We start from the raw sequence: 18,058 nt of genomic DNA, 5'->3' as shown, positions 1-18,058 counted from the left end.
TGCGTTTCAGACGGCCTGAGACATTATTTAATTTAACGTCCGTATATTTTCCACAAACCTTCCTGCAAACCAAATGCAGGCTCGCCGTCTTGCGGCTGGGTGCGGACATAGCTGCCGTCAGGCTGCATCAGCCAAGCCTGGGTATTGTCTTCCAAGGCCATTTCCAAACCTTCGCGGATCACGCGTTCTTTGAGTTCAGGTGTGGTAATCGGCGTGGCGACTTCAATGCGGCGGAAGAAGTTGCGCCCCATCCAGTCGGCGCTGGAGATAAAGGTATCGTCTGCGCCGTTGTTATGGAAACAATACACGCGCGAGTGTTCGAGTTGGCGGCCGATAATGGAACGGACGCGGATGTTTTCGGACAAGCCTTTTACACCCGGACGCAAAGTACACATACCGCGCACAATCAGGTCGATTTGCACACCTGCCGCGCTGGCTTGATACAACGCATCAATCACGCTCGGCTCGATGAGTGAGTTCATCTTGGCGGTAATTCGCGCAGGTTTGCCTGCTTTGGCGTGTTCGGTTTCCTGCTTGATGCGGTCGATGACCATTTTGTGCAGGGTAAACGGGCTTTGATAGAGCTTGTTCAGACAGCCCGGCTTGCCCAATCCGGTGATTTCCATAAACAGAATGTTCACATCAGCAGTGATTTGTTCGTCGGCGGTGATGATGCCGAAGTCGGTGTAGATGCGCGATGTGCCTTGGTGGTAGTTACCGGTACCGAGGTGGGCATAACGCTTGAGCACGCCGTCTTCGCGACGGATAACCAAAGCCATTTTGGCGTGGACTTTGTAGCCGAATACGCCGTACACGACGTGCGCGCCCGCCTCTTCCAGCTGTTTCGCCCAGTTGACGTTGTTGGCTTCGTCAAAACGCGCCATGAGTTCGACCACGACGGTAACCTGCTTGCCCGCCAGCGCAGCCTTCATCAATGCGCGCACAAGCTCGGAATTGCTGCCGGTGCGGTAGATGGTCATTTTTACGGCCAACACATCCGGATCGGCCGCAGCCTCGCGTATCATTTGGACAACCGGATCGAAAGACTGATACGGGTGGTGCAGCAAAATCGGTGACTGTTTGACCAGTTTGAATACGGAGCCATTTTTGCGCAAGGCTTTCAGACGGCCTGCATTGCGCGGCGGAAACTTCAAATCCGGCCTGTCCACCAAATCGGGGACGGCATTGAGGCGCACCAAATTGACCGGCCCTTTGACCTGATACAGCTCGGCAGAAGTCAGCTTGAACTGGGCAAGCAGGAAGTCGTGAATATGCGCCGGACAAGTATCCGCCACTTCCAAGCGCACGCCGTCGCCGTATTCGCGGTCGTGCAACTCATTTTGAATCGCGGCACGCAGGTTTTTCAAATCTTCTTCATCAACCGTCAAATCGCTGTCGCGCGTGAGGCGGAACTGATGGCAATCTTTAACCTTCATGCCGGGAAAGAGTTTGCCGACATGGGCGTGCAAAATCGAAGACAAGAACACAAAGCCTGCATCGCCGCCGCAAATTTCAGACGGCATGGGGACAACGCGCGGCAAAATGCGCGGAGCCTGCACAATCGCCATTCCGGACGGACGGCCGAATGCATCCGTGCCTTCGAGTTCGACAGCGAAGTTGAGCGATTTGTTTAACGGGCGAGGAAACGGGTGTGACGGATCAAGGCCGATGGGCGTGAGAATAGGCAACAGCTCGTTGTCGAAATAGTTTTCGATCCATTTTTTCTGCGCGGCCGTCCATTTGTGGCGGCGATAGAAATGAATGCCGGCACGGCTGAGTGCAGGCTGCAATACTTTGTTAAACAGATCGTACTGCTCGCGAATCAAGGCCTGTGCCTCTTTCGCCACCGCTTCGATGGTTTCGGCCGCGGTTTTGCCGTTGTCAAGCAACTGATGCGGACGCAGTTTGTTTTCGCGTTTCAACCACGCCATGCGCACTTCAAAAAATTCGTCCAAATTGGAAGACACGATGCACAAAAAACGCAAACGCTCCAACAAAGGAACTTTCGTATCCTGCGCCTGAGCCAGTACACGACGGTTAAACGCCAACAGGCTGAGTTCTCGGCAAAGAATGCGGTTTTGCTCGGGCATGGTTCACTCCTGAAACATCGGTCATTAAGACTATAAAGTATAACGTTTTGCCGCCGTTCCGTCAGGTTTCAGACGGCCTCGGCAGACAACCTCATCCCTATTTGAGGCAAGACAAAGGGTTATCCGTTGTTTTCTAGACCGAAACAGCGGTTTTTGCTATAATGCGCCGTTTAATGCAACCGCAATACCACTGCTAAAGAAAGGATAAGAAAATGGGCTTTTTGCAAGGCAAAAAAATTCTGATTACCGGCATGATCTCCGAGCGTTCCATCGCTTACGGCATCGCCAAAGCCTGCCGCGAACAAGGCGCGGAATTGGCATTTACTTATGTTGTCGACAAACTGGAAGAGCGCGTCCGTAAAATGGCGGCCGAACTCGGCTCCGAACTCGTGTTCCGCTGCGACGTTACCAGCGACGACGAAATCAACCAAGTGTTCGTTGACTTGGGCAAACACTGGGACGGCTTGGACGGCCTCGTCCACTCCATCGGCTTCGCACCTAAAGAAGCTTTGAGCGGCGACTTCCTCGACAGCATCAGCCGCGAAGCGTTCAACACCGCTCACGAAATCTCCGCATACAGCCTGCCTGCACTGGCCAAAGCTGCACGTCCGATGATGCAGGGCCGCAACGCCGCAATCGTTGCCCTGAGCTACTTGGGCGCCGTTCGTGCCATTCCTAACTACAATGTTATGGGCATGGCCAAAGCCAGCCTCGAAGCCGGCATCCGCTTCACTGCCGCCTGCCTGGGCAAAGAAGGCATCCGCTGCAACGGCATCTCCGCAGGCCCGATCAAAACCCTGGCTGCTTCCGGCATTGCCGATTTAAGCAAACTCTTAGGCCACGTCGCTTCCCACAACCCATTGGGTCGCAACGTTACCACTGAAGAAGTCGGCAACACCGCCGCCTTCCTCTTGTCCGACCTCGCTTCCGGCATCACCGGCGAGATTACCTACGTTGACGGCGGTTACAGCATCAACGCGCTGAACGACGAAGAGAACTAAACAGTTTTCACGCCAAACGCACTTTCTTCATGAAAGTGCGTTTTTTATGGCCATTACATTATGGTTTGAATAACTGCATAACCGATAAGGCCGTCTGAAAGTCAAATACGGATACGAAACATTACCTTTACAGGCTTTCAATGATTATGTTTTCAACATTATTATATTATCATTCTACCCCAATCTGAAATTCCGATAGAGCATTGATTCTAAAGATAACATTCATGTTATCTGATACTTAGCCGCTGATAAAAAGTGGTGCAAAAAAGTAACAAAAAAAATTCAGACGGCCTGTTTTTCATACAGAAGGCATAGAAGCCGGGCATTTTTAGCATGAAATACAAAATTTAACATTAATGAATTTTTCTTAACCGATAAAGCGTTAATATGCCTGCCGTTTTATTGAACTACATCTGATTTTGACTCAAACACATACAGGAGATTAATTATGTCAATCGCTTCAGAATTTAAAGAATTTATTATGCGTGGCAACGTTGTCGACCTCGCAGTCGGTATGGTTGTCGGTACAGCATTCAGCGGCATCGTCAAATCATTGGTTGACGATGTAATCATGCCTCCTATCGGTCTGCTGATCGGCGGCGTTGATTTCTCCAACCTGTTCATCACCCTGAAAGACGGCGCACAAGCCGCTCCTGCAGAAGGTTACGCCAATCTAGCAGCCGCTCAAGCAGCCGGTGCCGTTACCCTGAACATCGGTCTGTTCATCAATACTGTGATCAGCTTCCTGATCGTTGCCGCTGCCATCTTCTGTGTGGTTAAAGCCATCAACTCTGTGAAAAAAACCGAAGCTCCTGCTGAAGAAGCACCGGCAGAGCCTAGCGAAGAAGTTCTGTTGTTGCGCGAAATCCGTGACTCTCTGAACAAAAAATAATCACAATACCCAAACATACACACACAAACCAAGGCCGTCTGAAACCATTTCAGACGGCTTTTCTCATACCAATTTTCATTAAGCCCTTCCTATTGAAAAAAACATGCCCTCCCTTTCTCAGCAAGCTATCCTGCTTTTTCAAGCATGAAGCAACCCTCGTGGCAAACACAAAGCAAATGAGCAGTGCATCTCCTTACCAATAAAAAAGCCCGATGCGTTCAACATCGGGCTTTTAACTGGAAAACCAATCTTAATCTTTGCGTGTTTCCACCAAAATCATTTCGACTGCTACGTCTTCCACTTCTACTTTAGGCACATCCGAACGGCGTGTTTTGGCAACCGGTTCAGGTTGTGGCTGCGCAGCAAAAGCGGCAACGGCTTGCGGATCGGTTTCAACGAAGATCAAATCGCCCAAGCTCTCAGGTACAACGATTGCGACAGGCGCTGCTTCAGCTACGGCTTCAGTTTGTGTGGCAACAGTTCCGGCTGGTGCTTCAACCGGTGCAACAGTAGCCGTTGCATTCGGAGACAATACCGCAGCAATGGCTTCTTTGACATTGCTGACTGCAGAAGCAAGCAGGGCTTGTTCGGCATCAGCGCCTTCAGTTTGCGCTACGGCAGGCTCGTCTTCGCTTTCAATCGCAAATACGAATGGCTCTGCGCTGGTCACTTCAGGCTCGGATACTACAATCACCAGCGGCTCGGCTTGATCGCTTTCAGAAGACAATGTCGCATTTGCAGCTTCAACCGTTTCGTTCAAACCCAAAACATGCGCCACAGCAAAGAGAACTTTGTCGGCGGTATCGGTAATGTTCAGGTATTGCTCGATTTTTGCTGAAGACGGAATATTGCGTTTTTTGCTGTTAGAACGGCGGTCGTTGCGATTGTTGCGCTGACGATTGTTGCGGTCGCGTCCTTGACGGCCGTTGTTTTTCACACCCTCTTCGCTGCGAGCATTGTCGTCCGTTTCAACTCGCGCCTGTTCGCCATCGGCTTGAACGTTCACGTCTTCAACACGGTTTTCCGTAGATTGATGGCGGTTGCGCTCGTTACGGCCGTTGTTGCGGCGGCGTTTATTGCCGTTTTGTTCCGCTTGGTTTTCAGACGGCATCTCAGCCAGTGCGGCCACTTCTTGAACGTTTACGTCTTCAACCGTTTCCTCAACACGGTTACGCTCGTTGTTGCGCTCATCGCGGCGGTTGTTGCGGTTGCGGCTGCGGCGGCTTTCTTTACGCTCGTCGTTGCGGCTTTCGTTTGATTTGCTTTCTTCAAACTTACTGTCGGCGGCTTCGGCACCTACTTCGCGCACTTCGACTTTACTGCCGTCGTGTTTGTTGTTGCGGCGTGGATTTTGACGGCGGCTGTTTGAACGGCGGTTGCTGTTTTGGCTGCGGTTGGTTGTAGTGCGTTTTTCGGCAGGCTCTTGAGCAACTGCGGCAGGCGCAGGCTCGCCGCCGAAAATACGTTTCAACCAGGCTTTGAAGCTGTCCCACCAAGAGGCTTTTTTCTCAGGGGCGACAGTTGGCGCAGGCTGGGTATGGCGCACGCCTTTGACGGCAGGCTCAGGACGGGCTGCTTTGGCTTTTTCGCTGCCGAAAGGTTTGGCAGATTCGTCTTCTTCCGGCTCGGCAACGCGTTTGTAGCTCGGTTCGCCGTCTTCTTCTACGTCATCAATGCGGATGCGGTTGATTTCGTAGTGCGGATTTTCCAAGTGGATGTTTGGAATCAGGACGACGTTCACATCCAAGCGCTCTTCCATCGCAAACAGCTCGGCGCGTTTTTCGTTCAACAGGAAGGTGGCAACATCGACAGGCACTTGTGCGTGTACTTCGCCGGTGTTGTCTTTCATTGCTTCTTCTTGAATGATGCGCAAAACGTGCAGGGCGGTGGATTCGATGCCGCGGATGACGCCTGTACCGGCACAGCGCGGACACGCAACATGGCTGCTTTCTCCCAGAGCCGGTTTCAAACGTTGGCGGCTCAACTCCAAAAGGCCGAAACGCGAAAGTTTGCCCATTTGCACGCGTGCGCGGTCTTTTTTGAGCGCGTCGCGCAGGACGTTTTCAACATCGCGTTGGTGTTTCGGATTTTCCATGTCGATGAAGTCGATGACGACCAAACCGCCCAAGTCGCGCAGGCGCATTTGACGGGCGACCTCTTCGGCGGCTTCCATATTGGTTTTGAACGCGGTGTCTTCAATATCCGAGCCGCGTGTGGCACGCGCAGAGTTGACGTCGATGGAAACCAAAGCTTCGGTGTGGTCGATCACAATCGCGCCGCCGGAAGGCAGGCTGACACTGCGTGAGAACGCGCTTTCGATTTGGTGTTCGATTTGGAAACGGGAAAACAGCGGCGTGTGGTCTTGATAGAGTTTCAGACGGCCTACATTGCTCGGCATGACGTAGCTCATGAACTCTGCAACTTGGTCGTAAACTTCTTGATTATCCACCAGAATCTCGCCGATGTCGGGACGGAAATAGTCGCGAATCGCACGAATCAGCAGCGAGCTTTCCATAAAGAGCAGGTAAGGGTCATGGTGTGCTTTGCCTGCTTCTTCAATGGCTTGCCAGAGCTGTTTGAGGTAGTTCAAGTCCCATTCCAACTCTTCCGCGCTGCGGCCGATGCCGGCAGTACGGGCAATGATGCTCATGCCGTTCGGAATATCGAGTTCGGCCATAGCGGCTTTCAACTCTTGGCGCTCTTCGCCTTCGATACGGCGGGATACGCCGCCGCCGCGCGGATTGTTCGGCATCAATACCAAATAGCGGCCGGCAAGGCTGATGAAAGTGGTCAGTGCCGCACCTTTGTTGCCTCGCTCGTCTTTTTCGACTTGGACGATGACTTCCATGCCCTCTTTGAGCACGTCCTGAATACGCGCCCTGCCGCCTTCGTAGTCGCGGAAATATGACCGCGATACTTCCTTAAACGGCAAAAAGCCGTGGCGGTCGGTTCCGTAATCGACGAAACACGCTTCCAGCGACGGCTCGATGCGGGTAATGATACCTTTGTAGATATTGCCTTTACGCTGTTCTTTGCCCAGCGTTTCGATGTCCAAGTCCAAAAGGTTTTGGCCATCGACAATGGCAACGCGCAGCTCTTCGGCCTGCGTTGCGTTGAATAACATTCTTTTCATAGTCACCTCGTGAACAGCAGCCGTTTGATTTGTGAATATCTTTTTCAGACGGCCTGTCTGTCCGGTTGGCACTCTTCAAAGGCAAGATGGGAAAATCCCCGTGTAACCAGTATTTGATTTGAAATCCGCAAGGTTGCATGCTTGAACTCAAGCCATGTGCGGACGGATTCGGATAAAGAAGGAAATAAAGAACAATGCGGCGGAAAGGTTGATGGTTCCGCTGCCGTCCGAATGCTGATGCTTCGGACAAAATTAAGGCAGCCTACATCTTCTTATTATCGTAGCGCCGGTAATTTCGGACGGTGCTGCGCGGACTGCGTCTTACGCCCGGCCGGACGGCAGGTTCAATTCAAACTTAATTACGGGATTGCGTTTGCCGGCTTTGAACAAACACAAGGAAATGCTTTGCGGAGTGCGTTTTTAATATAAAATCTCGTTTTAACAATAAATCCGTTTCAGACGGCCTGCGACGGCAGGTTCTGGTCCCGAAACGGACGTTTGGGATTATAGAGAAAATGCACGCAATACGCAAAGATTCAGTCAGCCTGATTGCCGTTGCCGAACACGAGGAAGGCCAACGCCTTGATAACTATCTGATAAAAATCCTCAAAGGCGTCCCGAAAAGCCATATCCACCGCATTATCCGCGCCGGCGAAGTGCGGCTGAACAAAAAACGCTGCAAACCCGACAACCGCATTCAGGCAGGCGATACCGTCCGCATTCCGCCGATACGCATCGCCGAAAAACAAAGGCCGTCTGAAAGCCAGGCCGCGCCTGCGCGCGAATTTGACATCGTTTACGAAGACGATGCGCTTTTGGTCATCAACAAACCGTCCGGCGTTGCCGTCCACGGCGGCAGCGGCGTGAGTTTCGGCGTCATCGAACAAATCCGCCGCGCCCGTCCCGAAGCGCGTTATCTCGAACTCGTCCACCGCCTCGACAAAGACACCAGCGGCCTTTTGATGATTGCCAAAAAACGCAGCGCCTTGGTGAAACTGCACGAAGCCATCCGCAACGACCATCCGAAAAAAATCTATCTTGCGCTGGGTGTCGGCAGACTGCCGAACGACTGCTTCCACGTCAAGCTCCCCCTGTTCAAATACACCGGTGCACAAGGCGAAAAAATGGTACGCGTCAGCGAAGACGGCCAATCCGCCCACACCATCTTCCGCGTGTTAAACCGTTTTTCAGACGGTCTTTTACACCAAGTCGGCCTATCCGACTTGACCTTTGTCGAAGCCACCCTGAAAACCGGCCGCACCCACCAAATCCGCGTCCACCTGCAATCGCAAGACTGCCCCATTGCCGGCGACGAACGCTACGGCGACTATCAGGCCAACAAACGCCTGCAAAAACTCGGTTTGAAAAGAATGTTCCTGCACGCTTCCGAGCTGCACCTCGCCCATCCGCTGACCGGCGAAAAACTGATCCTGAAAGCCCCCCTGCCGCAAGAATTGGCGCAATTTGTTTTAATGTTGGAAAATCAGGAAAAGGCCATCTGAAAGGAAACCCATGAAACCCAAACTCATTATTTTCGACTGGGACGGCACGCTTGCCGACACCACCAACCCCATCATCCACACCTTCCAACAAAGCTTTGCCGATTGCGGCCTGCCCGTTCCCGAAGCCGACCAAATCCGCCCGCTCATCGGATACAGCCTCTCCGGCATCATCCGCCGCCTTGCCCACAACGTCAGTGAACACGTTCAGGAAACCCTGATTGAGACCTATGCCGCGCACTACCTCAATCCCAACAACCGCAACATGACCCTGTTCCCCGAAGCCCTGCCCTGCCTGCAACGCTTGAAACAACAAGGCTATTGGCTTGCCGTAGCAACCGGCAAAGGCCGAGGCGGCTTGGACAAAGCCATCGCACAAACCGACACTCAAGACTTTTGGCTGGAAACCGCCTGCGCCAGCGAATATCCGTCCAAACCTGCACCAGATATGGTACTCGCCCTCTGCGACCGACTGGGTGTTGAACCGAAAGAGGCCGTCGTCGTCGGCGACACCACCCACGACCTAGAAATGGCCGCCAATGCCAAAATCCGCGCCATCGCCGTCACCACCGGCGCACATACCGCCCAACAGCTTTCCGCCCTGCCCCATGTCGCCATGCTCAACAGCTTGGCCGAATTGCCTGATGTATTGGAAACCTTATAAAAGGCTATACAACATCTATATGAAAGGCCGTCTGAAACCTATTTTCAGATGGCCTTTCATTTGTTTTATCGATCCGAGCGCACCCTGACAAATGTTGCAAATTTCGGCGTTCCCTTTTGCGTAAAACCACGATAACGGTAAGTAATCAGCGCACCGATTTTCGGCGGATGGTCGCGGTCTTTATCCTTAAAACCGCTGCCGATACGAAACTCGCCATATTGGTTTTTGCATCCTACCGCACCCAAACGCCCGACATTGCGCCCTTTGCCCTCATAATGACGCGTCACCGTACATTCATCATCATATTCACTTTTCAGCTTCAACAGCTGCCCATTTCTACCGCCTGCATAACGGGCTTCAGGTTGACGCAGCATCACACCTTCCCCACCCAGCGCTTCGACTTGTTTCAAAAAATCCAAAGCATGCTGTTTGTCGCGCACCTTGACTTGCGGAATAACCGTAAACCGTGCCGACGGGTGTGATTTCAGCCATTTCGAAGCCGTTTCCAGCCGCTGATACAGATTACCCTGCGCCTGCGGCACGTCAAAAACATGCAAACGGATGCCGTCCCAATTTCCCGAGGCAGAACGCACCATCGCGGAAATTTGCTCAAACCGCCCTCGTCTTTATCGTTACAATTTGACATCCCCCATGATTTCATGAATACTGTAAATAAGCAGTACCAAAGATTGGAGGAATTATTATGAGTGGTTCAAGCAAATTTTTCTTTATTTTATCGGGTATTTTAAGCATTATCCTGGGGATATTCTTACTCTTAAATCCCGTTATTAATCTCATGGCTTTTGCCTGGCTATTTTCTATTATCTTTTTTGTCAGTGCAGTCAGCTCCATTATAAATTATTTTATGTTACCCCCTGAATTGCGTAGCGGCTGGTATCTCATCAGCGGTATTATCAATGCTCTATTCGGTATCTTTCTCGTATGCGGCGGATTTGCATTCCTACCGTTAGTATTCCCGATCACAATCGGCATCTGGATGGTAATCGATGCTATCATCATTTTCATTAAATCAAGAAAGTCCGACAGCATGGTATCACTCATGGGACGTAATGCAAAATGGCTTGCACTAATTCTTTTACTATTAGGCCTATTACTCATATTCCAGCCGATTGCTTCCGGTAAGGTATTTATCTACTTTATCGCTTTCGGTTTCTTATTTGACGGAATTTATTCCATCGGTGAGGCTTTTAAAAAATAGAATATAACTAAATAATTACACTATAAGATCGACCAGGTACTGCCAAATAGCTGTCATAAATTACGATGTCTATTTCGTATTTGTGGCAGCTATTTTATTTGTTTTGGCTAGCCGTCATGGTAAATGTATTCGCCTACTACATTTGCAAGTGGTTAGACGCTTTTCTAGCTCTTTTATTTAGCAACTAGCCCAAAACGCTCTAACATTAGCGTAATATGGTTCGCATTACATTATTCATAAGACACTTTTCCAGACTTGCTTTTTTATTATATATGCATAATAACAAAAGGCCGTCTGAAATGTAAACAACATTAAATAAGCATTCCCTAGGAACACCCATGGCACTCCAATTTGAAATCAATGCCGTTACCCCCTTCCGTCAAAACTGCACGTTGATTTGGGATGATGAAACCAAAGAAGCCGTTTTGACCGATGTCGGCGGCGATGTACCCTATTTATTGCAACAAGTCCAAAACAAAGGCCTCAAGCTGACCGCCATTTGGCTGACCCACGGCCATCTTGACCATGCAGGCGGCGTGGTTGAGCTTTTGAAAACCTGCGACGTACCTGTTCTCGGCCCGCACAAAGACGACGAATTCCTGCTCCAAGCCCTTCCGCAAACAACGGCGCAATACGGTTTCCCTGTTTCTCCGTCATTCACGCCGACACGCTGGCTGGAAGAAGGGGAAACGCTCAAGGTCGGCAACCACAGCTTCCAAGTCCTCCACATTCCCGGCCACACTCCCGGACAAGTCGTTTTTTACAACGCCGAAAACGGGCTTTTAGTCGCAGGCGATGTTTTGTTTTATGAGACCGTTGGTCGCACAGATTTTCCGCGTGGCAATCATGATGACCTCATAAATAATATTCGCGCTAAACTATTAACCCTGCCCGAAACCACGCAAGTTATCGCCGGACACGGCCGCATGACCAATATCGGGCATGAGAAAAGGTATAATCCGTTTCTGGTTCGTTAATATGAATGTTGTATAAAACCAACATTCTAGCATACACAGATTATGCGTATAAAGGAAAACTGGCATACAATTTGCAGGGATAACACCCGAAAGATTAAGTACCTAATCTCCGGCAAATGCCAAAAAGAACTAAAGCACAAAGATAACAAGGTATTACGCAATACAACTTGATTTATCAAAAACCGGACATCTCTAAACCCCAAGCCTGACTCGCAGTGAAATTGTTACAAAGTGACAATAAATGTCAGTCAGGCCGTCTGAACGGTTCTGCCGATTCAGGCGGATACAACGGAGATGAGGCGCAATGCCCTGCCGGAATGTGCCGATGTTCTGTTTGTCAAACCGTCGGGTACATCTTTAAGAAGCACAACATTATTTGGGTAAACCGGCAAACTCGCTGCCGGCACTAACAGGCCGTCTGAAAAGTTCGGCTGGTAAAATCAATAAAAGGATTATCACATGAAAAAAATCGCAAAAGTGGGCTTCGTCCTGCTGGCTACCGGCCTGCTGGCCGCCTGTGCTACTAAGAGCAAAATCACTCCTGAAGGCACTACAGACGAGCCACGCTTCCCTAAACCTTACTCCCTGACCTTCAACAACGACCGCGGTACATTCCCGACTTTTGACGAGCTGGATCAAATGCGTCCTGGTCTGACCAAAGACGACATCTACAAAATCCTCGGCCGTCCTCACTACGACGAAGGCATGGTTGGCGTGCGTGAATGGGACTACCTGTTCCACTTCTACACCCCAGGCGTAGGTGTTGACCCTGAAAACACTTCCGGCGTTGAAGGCATCACTACTTGCCAATACAAAGTGATCTTCGACAAAGACAAATTTGCACGTAGCTTCTTCTGGAATCCAGTATTCCCTAAAGATGCCGTATGTCCTCCTCCAGCACCTACACCTAAACAAGAGCCTCAAGTGATCATCCGCGAGATCATTAAAGAAGCTCCTAAACGCATCCGTCAATAAGGACAAATTTGAAACGGGTCCTATTGGGTATAGCCTTGGCAGCAGGTCTGAATTCTTTGGCCGCTGCCGATGCTGTCAGCGACTATATCCAACGCAAAAAAGTTGTGGTCAATACAGCTAAGGCTGAGCTTTGCTTTGCCGATGACGGTCAGTGCCATCCGGTACTGATTGGCAAGACCACGCCGAAAGGCAAATTCAATATGACGCCGATGATGACCAGCAAACCGGGTTACGGTGGCGAGGTTATCGGCTTCAAAGAAGAAAATGACTTTCTGTTTGCGTTACACAGGGTATGGACGCTCAAGCCGCAGGAAAGACGCATGGAACGCATCGCCTCCCCTCATGTGGCCGACCGCATCATAACCAATGGTTGTATCAACGTACAAAATAATGTGTACGAAAAACTGCGTCAGTATTTCATTCTGGAAATCATCTGATGTAAGTCAGTCAAACAAAGGCCGTCTGAAACTTTTCAGACGGCCTTTGTTCTCAAACGAAAATTCAACGGCAATTTGCTTGCTCCGTCAGTACCAAACGAAGAATATTTGACCGCTTCATCCTCAATTCATCCTCAAGCCATATCACTTTTTACCATATCCAAAGAACCAACGGTTATTTATGCCGTTTCTCGCCCAATGCTAGAATCGCGCGTTTATTATCGGCTCGCCGAGAAATCAAATAAATAATATAGTGGCAGGAATAGCTTTTATTCCCTGCCCCCTTACACACACAAACATCATGACCGATTCTTCTGCAAAATTACCCAATTTGTGGCTGCTGATTGCCGCTGCCGCCTCCATCCTGCTGATTACCATCGGCATGAGGATGACTTTAGGGCTTTTTGTCCTGCCCGTCGTCAACTCTACCGAATTGAGCATGACCCAGTTCAGCCTGATTATTGCCGTGTTCCAATTGATGTGGGGCATATCGCAACCCTTGTCCGGCGCGTTGGCCGACCGTTTCGGCGCGTTTAAGGTTTTAGCCAACGGTACGGTTCTGTTGATTGCCGCCTGTCTAATGGTTCCGCAAATGCCGACTTATTGGGGGCTGATGCTGGGTATCGGTTTATTGTTGGCATTCGGTACGGGTTCGGGCGGATTTTCCATCATTATGGGACAGGTCGCCGCCAAAACGCCGCCTCATCGGCGCGGCTTGGCTTCCGGCTTGGTCAATGCAGGCGGGTCCGCAGGGCAATTTTTGTTCGCGCCGCTGGTTCAAGGTTTGATTGCCCTTCCCCACATCGGCTGGACGGGGACATTTTATGTTTGGGCAGTCATTGCCATCTTGATTTTGCCGATTTCTTGGTGGCTGGCCGGCGGCAAACATGCTTCTCACACCGTCCATACCGACAACGGCGGCCAAACCCTGAAGCAGGCCGTCTGCAAGGCTTTCGCCAACCGCAGCTATATCTTGCTGCATTTGGGTTTCTTTACCTGCGGTTTCCACATCGCCTTTTTGGTTACCCACCTACCGACCGAAATTTCACTTTGCGGCCTCCCCGCTACGGTCGCTTCGACCTCCATTGCCATTATTGGTTTGGCAACATCGCCGGCTGTATTTTTTCAGGCTGGTGTACCGGCAGATTTTTGGGCAAATACGTCCTCTTCGGTTTATATGCTTCGCGTGTCGCCATGATATTGATTTATCTGGCCGCACCTAAAACCGATTTAAACTTCTATCTTTTCGCCGCCGGACTCGGTTTCACTTGGTTGGCAACCGTCGCCCCCACCGCCGCCATTACCGGCAAACTTTTCGGTACGCGCTACTTGGCCACCCTCTTCGGGTTGACCATGTTGAGCCACCAAATTGGCGGCTTTTTGGGTTCGTACATCGGCGGCATCGTCATAACGCGCTTCAACGATTACGGCTGGATGTGGTACGCCGATGCGGTCTTGGCAGGCGCGGCCGCCCTGTTGAATTTACTGATTCATGAACGGAAAGCGGCTGCAACCTGACGCGGAAACCTTGATATTTCAAGGCCGTCTGAACGTGCTATCGATACCTTCAGACGGCCTGTTGTTTAAAAACGAATAACATGATAACCTTTTAATAATGGATGAAATAATTCGTCCGATATTTCTACAAAACAAAAAGGACTCTATCTTATGAACCGTCGTCAATTTATCGGCAGCGCTGCTGCTGTTTCCCTCACCGCCGCCGCTTCTTTTGCCCGTGCTCACGACCATGCAGGCCATGCCGGTCATGCTGGTCACACGCATTCTGCACCGCGCGCCTACGAAGCTGCGCGCAAAGCAGCCGCACATTGCGTTGAAGCCGGTCAAATCTGCTTGGCACACTGCATCGCCCTGTTGAGCTCCGGCGATACTTCCATGAAAGACTGCGCAACCGGCGTTAACCAAATGTTGGCACTGTGCGGCACATTGCAAAACCTCGCTGCCCAAAATTCACGCCTGACTCCGTCTTTGGCAAAAGTGTGCATCGAAGCCTGCAAACAATGTGCTGCCGCCTGCAAAGAACACGCCGGCCACCACGCTGAATGCAAAGCCTGCTACGAATCTTGCTTGGCTTGCATTAAAGAATGCGAAAAAATTGCCGCTTAATCAATATTAAAAAAGGCCGTCTGAATTTCAGACGGCCTTTTATTTTGCTATTTTGTTCACACTATTCGGCTGCAAGCTCTTGCTCATCCAGCAGTTTTTTCCGAACAATCGCAGGATTGCCCGCAGCCACGCAATAAGGCGGCACATCTTTGGTAACCACCGAACCTGCGCCGATTACCGCACCCTTGCCGATGGTAACGCCGCCCATGATAATCGCACGTCTGCCAATCCAAACATCATCTTCAATCACAATCGGGCTGATGTCCGTATAGCCTTCAAAGCGGCGGGTTTCGGGGTTGAATTTGTGGTTGGTCGAATAAAATAGGCATTCCGGCCCCATCATCACGTTCTTGCCGAGGGTTAAACCGCGGCAGATTTCGCAATTTACGCCGATGCCCGAATTATCGCCGACTACTGTATCCGGAAAGACGTATCCGCCTTTTTCAATATTGACGTTTTTACCGATGTTTGGAGAAATGCACGCAGCCAAAGCAGCACGGAATTTTTGCGCAATCCGGCCGAATGGTTTGCAATAAGACGGAGGCAACATTCCTCCCCAAACACGCAAAATGCACGTCAATATCCTTTTCCACATTGATTCCGTCTCCTGTTCGTACAAGCGTAAATATTATTCAGACTATTATTCTTCTTAAAGTTTCACATCAGAGGAGGTTTTACATCCTCTTTTCAGTGAGATTACAATCTGACCGCATAATATTTGGTTCGAGAGTCTATTCTAAACTGTTCTTGTCTGTTGCGAAACTGCCCTGCATACAAAATATCCTCTTGACGAAACAGCCAAAAATAGCGAAAATTCCACGCTTAACTGAAGTACAGGCAAAACCCCTGTGCCCGCTTAATCGAAAGGAAATCAAATGAAACAAGGTATTCACCCGAACTACCACGAAATCAACGTTACCTGCTCTTGCGGCAACAAATTCGTGACCAAATCCGCAATGGAAAAAGACAGCTTCAACGTTGAGGTTTGCTCTCTGTGCCACCCTTTCTACACCGGTACTCAAAAAATCGTCGACACTACCGGTCGTGTGGACAAATTCAACAACAAATTCGGCAACCTGTTCAAACGCTAATTGCCGCTTTGTCAAAAAGACTGCTTCGTGCAGTCTTTTTTGCATTCAGGCCGTCTGAAACATTTCTTTCAGACGGCCTGAGCCTTTTTTCATCAACCGAATGCCATATCCTTCCCAACACCCAATAAAAACGAGCCGTAAGCATTATTTTACAAAGCTCTCCGGTCCGGCATATCGCGTAAACCCGTCAAACCCTGTACCATTACTATTCAAACCAACCGTTTTTTGACCTTCCATGCTGACTTACACACCGCCCGATCCGCGCCGCCCCCAAAAAACCCATGAAAAACCATGGCTTCTGCTGCTGATGGCCTTTGCCTGGCTGTGGCCGGGCGTGTTCTCGCATGACTTGTGGAACCCTGCCGAACCCTCCCTCTTTACTGCCTCCGAATCCATGAAAAACGGCGGCAGCCTGTTGGTTGCACAAATCTTCGGCCAACCCGATTTCACCATCTCCCCTGCTTTTTTGTGGGCGGCAACCGCATTCCAAACCCTGTTTTCTCCTTGGGCGGCCGATGCCTATGATGCCGCGCGTTTCGCCGGCGTGGTATTTATCGCCATCGGACTGACCGCCTGCGGTTTTGCCGGTTTCAACTTTCTCGGCAGACACCACGGCCGCAGCGTTGTCTTAATCCTCATCGGCAGCATCGGTTTGCTGCCCATCGCCCACTTCCTCAATCCCATGTCGGCCGCTTTTGCCGCATTTGGATTGATTCTGTGCGGCTTTTCACTGGCACGCCGCCGCGTCATTATCGCCATTTTGCTGTTGTGCGGCGGCTGGGTTTTACTCTCCCTCTCCTCAGGCTACCTGTTGACCGCGGCCATGATGTTTTTGGCACTTGCCCTGTCGTTCCATTCCACTTGGCAAAGCAAACGCTATCTGCTGACCCTGATTGGTGCCATCGTCGTTTCCCTGCCCCTGCTGATTCTGTATCCGCTGGTTTTATCCAAAACCAATCCCGAATGGTTTGATATTTGGTTCAACCATTATTCCTTAGGCGTATTCGGCGGCTTCCATCAGGTTCAGACGGCCTTCAACCTGCCCTATTATCTGAAAAACCTGCTGTGGTTTACCCTGCCTGCTTGGCCGCTGGCGGCATGGACGCTCAGCCGCACGCGTATCCACGATAAAAACTGGGGCATTCTGAGCCTGTCGTGGCTGGTTATCATGACAGCCCTGCTCGCCATCAACCCGCAACGCCTGCAAGACAACCTCGTTTGGCTGTTGCCGCCGCTCGCCCTGCTCGGTGCGGCACAACTGGACGGCCTGCGTCGCGGCGCAGCAGCATTTATCAACTGGTTCGGCATCATGGCATTTGGTCTGATTGCCGTGTTCCTGTGGCTGGGCTTCTTCGCCATGAACTACGGCTGGCCTGCCAAACTGGCTGAACGCGCCGCCTATTTCAGCCCGTATTACATCCCCGACATCGACCCGATTCCGATGGCCGTCGCCCTGCTGTTTACCCCATTATGGCTTTGGGCGATTACGCGTAAAAACATCCGCGGCCGCCAAGCCGTAACCAACTGGGCGGCCGGCGTTACCTTGGCTTGGGCCTTGCTGATGACCCTGTTTTTACCGTGGCTCAACGCCGCCAAAAGCCATGCGCCGGTGGTACACCAAATGGAAGCCGCGCTTTCTTCCGAATTGAAACAGAAACTTTCAGACGGCCTCGAATGTATCAGCATCGACGGCCAAGACCAGCGCACACGAATCGCGTGGACACAATACAGCCATATTAAAACCACAACCGACAACCCGTCCTGCCGCTACCGCCTCATCCGCCAAGCCGCCAACATCGGCGCTCCTTCGGGCTGGCAAACCTTGTGGCAAGGCGCAAGACCGCGCAACAAAGCCGAGTCTTTCCTATTGCTGGAAAAAACTGCGGCGCAATAAATCACACCAGCCTCAAAACTGAATACCCCAATCCAACAAAGGCCGTCTGAAAGAACTTTTAT

General features: G+C 50.9%; 14 protein-coding genes and 2 pseudogenes. 12 read left to right on the top strand and 4 right to left on the bottom strand.

Features of this window, described 5'->3' with window-relative positions; genetic code table 11:
* Window positions 1-32 precede the first annotated feature (32 nt).
* The gene (gene ppk1 / locus ACTHSX_RS03270) at window positions 33-2,090 is read right to left on the bottom strand and encodes a polyphosphate kinase 1 (protein WP_440376798.1); all 2,058 of its coding nucleotides are present in this window, start codon (window positions 2,088-2,090) and stop codon (window positions 33-35) included.
* A 212-nt stretch (window positions 2,091-2,302) separates the two neighbouring features.
* Between ppk1 and fabI the strand changes: the two genes are divergently transcribed.
* Together fabI and mscL are read left to right on the top strand one after the other, a co-directional pair.
* On the top strand, window positions 2,303-3,091 hold the full coding sequence (gene fabI / locus ACTHSX_RS03265; RefSeq protein ID WP_101755778.1) for an enoyl-ACP reductase FabI: 789 nt from the start codon (window positions 2,303-2,305) through the stop codon (window positions 3,089-3,091).
* A gap of 448 nt (window positions 3,092-3,539) precedes the next feature.
* Window positions 3,540-3,983 (top strand): large conductance mechanosensitive channel protein MscL, encoded by a 444-nt coding sequence (gene mscL, locus ACTHSX_RS03260; protein ID WP_036492108.1) that lies wholly within the window; start codon window positions 3,540-3,542, stop codon window positions 3,981-3,983.
* A gap of 250 nt (window positions 3,984-4,233) precedes the next feature.
* Here the strand turns inward: mscL and ACTHSX_RS03255 are convergent, their stop codons facing one another.
* Window positions 4,234-7,116 (bottom strand): Rne/Rng family ribonuclease, encoded by a 2,883-nt coding sequence (locus ACTHSX_RS03255; RefSeq protein ID WP_063069102.1) that lies wholly within the window; start codon window positions 7,114-7,116, stop codon window positions 4,234-4,236.
* Between the two features lie 515 nt (window positions 7,117-7,631).
* Here ACTHSX_RS03255 and ACTHSX_RS03250 point away from each other — a divergent pair.
* A complete protein-coding gene (locus tag ACTHSX_RS03250) occupies window positions 7,632-8,618 on the top strand; it encodes an RluA family pseudouridine synthase (RefSeq protein WP_314598443.1) in 987 nt (328 codons plus the stop codon).
* A gap of 10 nt (window positions 8,619-8,628) precedes the next feature.
* Entirely contained in the window at window positions 8,629-9,279 is a 651-nt protein-coding gene (locus tag ACTHSX_RS03245; RefSeq protein ID WP_314598444.1) for an HAD-IA family hydrolase, read from the top strand.
* Window positions 9,280-9,344: 65 nt separating this feature from the next.
* On the opposite strand, the pseudogene ACTHSX_RS03240 reads toward ACTHSX_RS03245, so the two are convergent.
* Window positions 9,345-9,902 (bottom strand): annotated as a pseudogene (locus tag ACTHSX_RS03240) (DNA ligase); the annotation flags it as partial.
* An 80-nt stretch (window positions 9,903-9,982) separates the two neighbouring features.
* On the opposite strand from ACTHSX_RS03240, the gene ACTHSX_RS03235 reads away from it, so the two are divergent.
* The 6 genes and pseudogenes from ACTHSX_RS03235 to ACTHSX_RS03210 all read left to right on the top strand — a co-directional run bounded on the left by ACTHSX_RS03235 (window position 9,983) and on the right by ACTHSX_RS03210 (window position 15,011).
* Complete coding sequence (locus ACTHSX_RS03235) at window positions 9,983-10,498, top strand: DUF308 domain-containing protein (RefSeq protein ID WP_070629697.1); 516 nt, start codon at window positions 9,983-9,985, stop codon at window positions 10,496-10,498.
* Between the two features lie 338 nt (window positions 10,499-10,836).
* On the top strand, window positions 10,837-11,475 hold the full coding sequence (locus tag ACTHSX_RS03230; protein ID WP_440376797.1) for an MBL fold metallo-hydrolase: 639 nt from the start codon (window positions 10,837-10,839) through the stop codon (window positions 11,473-11,475).
* Between the two features lie 459 nt (window positions 11,476-11,934).
* Window positions 11,935-12,450 (top strand): outer membrane protein assembly factor BamE, encoded by a 516-nt coding sequence (locus ACTHSX_RS03225; RefSeq protein WP_295861249.1) that lies wholly within the window; start codon window positions 11,935-11,937, stop codon window positions 12,448-12,450.
* Window positions 12,451-12,458: 8 nt separating this feature from the next.
* A complete protein-coding gene (locus tag ACTHSX_RS03220) occupies window positions 12,459-12,887 on the top strand; it encodes a murein L,D-transpeptidase (protein WP_440376796.1) in 429 nt (142 codons plus the stop codon).
* Between the two features lie 301 nt (window positions 12,888-13,188).
* Window positions 13,189-14,405, top strand: a pseudogene (locus tag ACTHSX_RS03215) (MFS transporter).
* 150 nt (window positions 14,406-14,555) lie between these two features.
* Entirely contained in the window at window positions 14,556-15,011 is a 456-nt protein-coding gene (locus ACTHSX_RS03210; RefSeq protein WP_440376795.1) for a four-helix bundle copper-binding protein, read from the top strand.
* 61 nt (window positions 15,012-15,072) lie between these two features.
* Here ACTHSX_RS03210 and ACTHSX_RS03205 read toward each other — a convergent pair whose 3' ends face one another.
* Entirely contained in the window at window positions 15,073-15,606 is a 534-nt protein-coding gene (locus ACTHSX_RS03205) for an acyltransferase (protein WP_070591913.1), read from the bottom strand.
* A gap of 280 nt (window positions 15,607-15,886) precedes the next feature.
* On the opposite strand from ACTHSX_RS03205, the gene rpmE reads away from it, so the two are divergent.
* Both rpmE and ACTHSX_RS03195 read left to right on the top strand, forming a co-directional pair.
* Complete coding sequence (gene rpmE, locus ACTHSX_RS03200; protein ID WP_003681847.1) at window positions 15,887-16,102, top strand: 50S ribosomal protein L31; 216 nt, start codon at window positions 15,887-15,889, stop codon at window positions 16,100-16,102.
* A 235-nt stretch (window positions 16,103-16,337) separates the two neighbouring features.
* Entirely contained in the window at window positions 16,338-17,996 is a 1,659-nt protein-coding gene (locus tag ACTHSX_RS03195; RefSeq protein ID WP_440376794.1) for an ArnT family glycosyltransferase, read from the top strand.
* Window positions 17,997-18,058 lie beyond the last annotated feature (62 nt).

This window comes from Neisseria sp. P0014.S002 (assembly GCF_051958295.1).
In the GTDB taxonomy this organism is placed as follows: domain Bacteria; phylum Pseudomonadota; class Gammaproteobacteria; order Burkholderiales; family Neisseriaceae; genus Neisseria; species Neisseria flavescens_B.
The sequence above is the reverse complement of the archived record's forward strand: the minus strand, read 5'-3'. Positions and strand labels throughout refer to the sequence as shown.

Excerpts from the sequence above, each read along its gene's own strand:
- fabI (WP_101755778.1), top strand. The coding sequence starts at position 2,303 with ATGGGCTTTTTGCAAGGCAAAAAAATTCTGATTACCGGCATGATCTCC.
- ppk1 (WP_440376798.1), bottom strand. The coding sequence starts at position 2,090 with ATGCCCGAGCAAAACCGCATTCTTTGCCGAGAACTCAGCCTGTTGGCG.
- ACTHSX_RS03210 (WP_440376795.1), top strand. The coding sequence starts at position 14,556 with ATGAACCGTCGTCAATTTATCGGCAGCGCTGCTGCTGTTTCCCTCACC.
- ACTHSX_RS03205 (WP_070591913.1), bottom strand. The coding sequence starts at position 15,606 with ATGTGGAAAAGGATATTGACGTGCATTTTGCGTGTTTGGGGAGGAATG.
- ACTHSX_RS03230 (WP_440376797.1), top strand. The coding sequence starts at position 10,837 with ATGGCACTCCAATTTGAAATCAATGCCGTTACCCCCTTCCGTCAAAAC.
- ACTHSX_RS03235 (WP_070629697.1), top strand. The coding sequence starts at position 9,983 with ATGAGTGGTTCAAGCAAATTTTTCTTTATTTTATCGGGTATTTTAAGC.
- rpmE (WP_003681847.1), top strand. The coding sequence starts at position 15,887 with ATGAAACAAGGTATTCACCCGAACTACCACGAAATCAACGTTACCTGC.
- ACTHSX_RS03195 (WP_440376794.1), top strand. The coding sequence starts at position 16,338 with ATGCTGACTTACACACCGCCCGATCCGCGCCGCCCCCAAAAAACCCAT.
- ACTHSX_RS03245 (WP_314598444.1), top strand. The coding sequence starts at position 8,629 with ATGAAACCCAAACTCATTATTTTCGACTGGGACGGCACGCTTGCCGAC.
- ACTHSX_RS03255 (WP_063069102.1), bottom strand. The coding sequence starts at position 7,116 with ATGAAAAGAATGTTATTCAACGCAACGCAGGCCGAAGAGCTGCGCGTT.
- ACTHSX_RS03225 (WP_295861249.1), top strand. The coding sequence starts at position 11,935 with ATGAAAAAAATCGCAAAAGTGGGCTTCGTCCTGCTGGCTACCGGCCTG.
- ACTHSX_RS03250 (WP_314598443.1), top strand. The coding sequence starts at position 7,632 with ATGCACGCAATACGCAAAGATTCAGTCAGCCTGATTGCCGTTGCCGAA.
- mscL (WP_036492108.1), top strand. The coding sequence starts at position 3,540 with ATGTCAATCGCTTCAGAATTTAAAGAATTTATTATGCGTGGCAACGTT.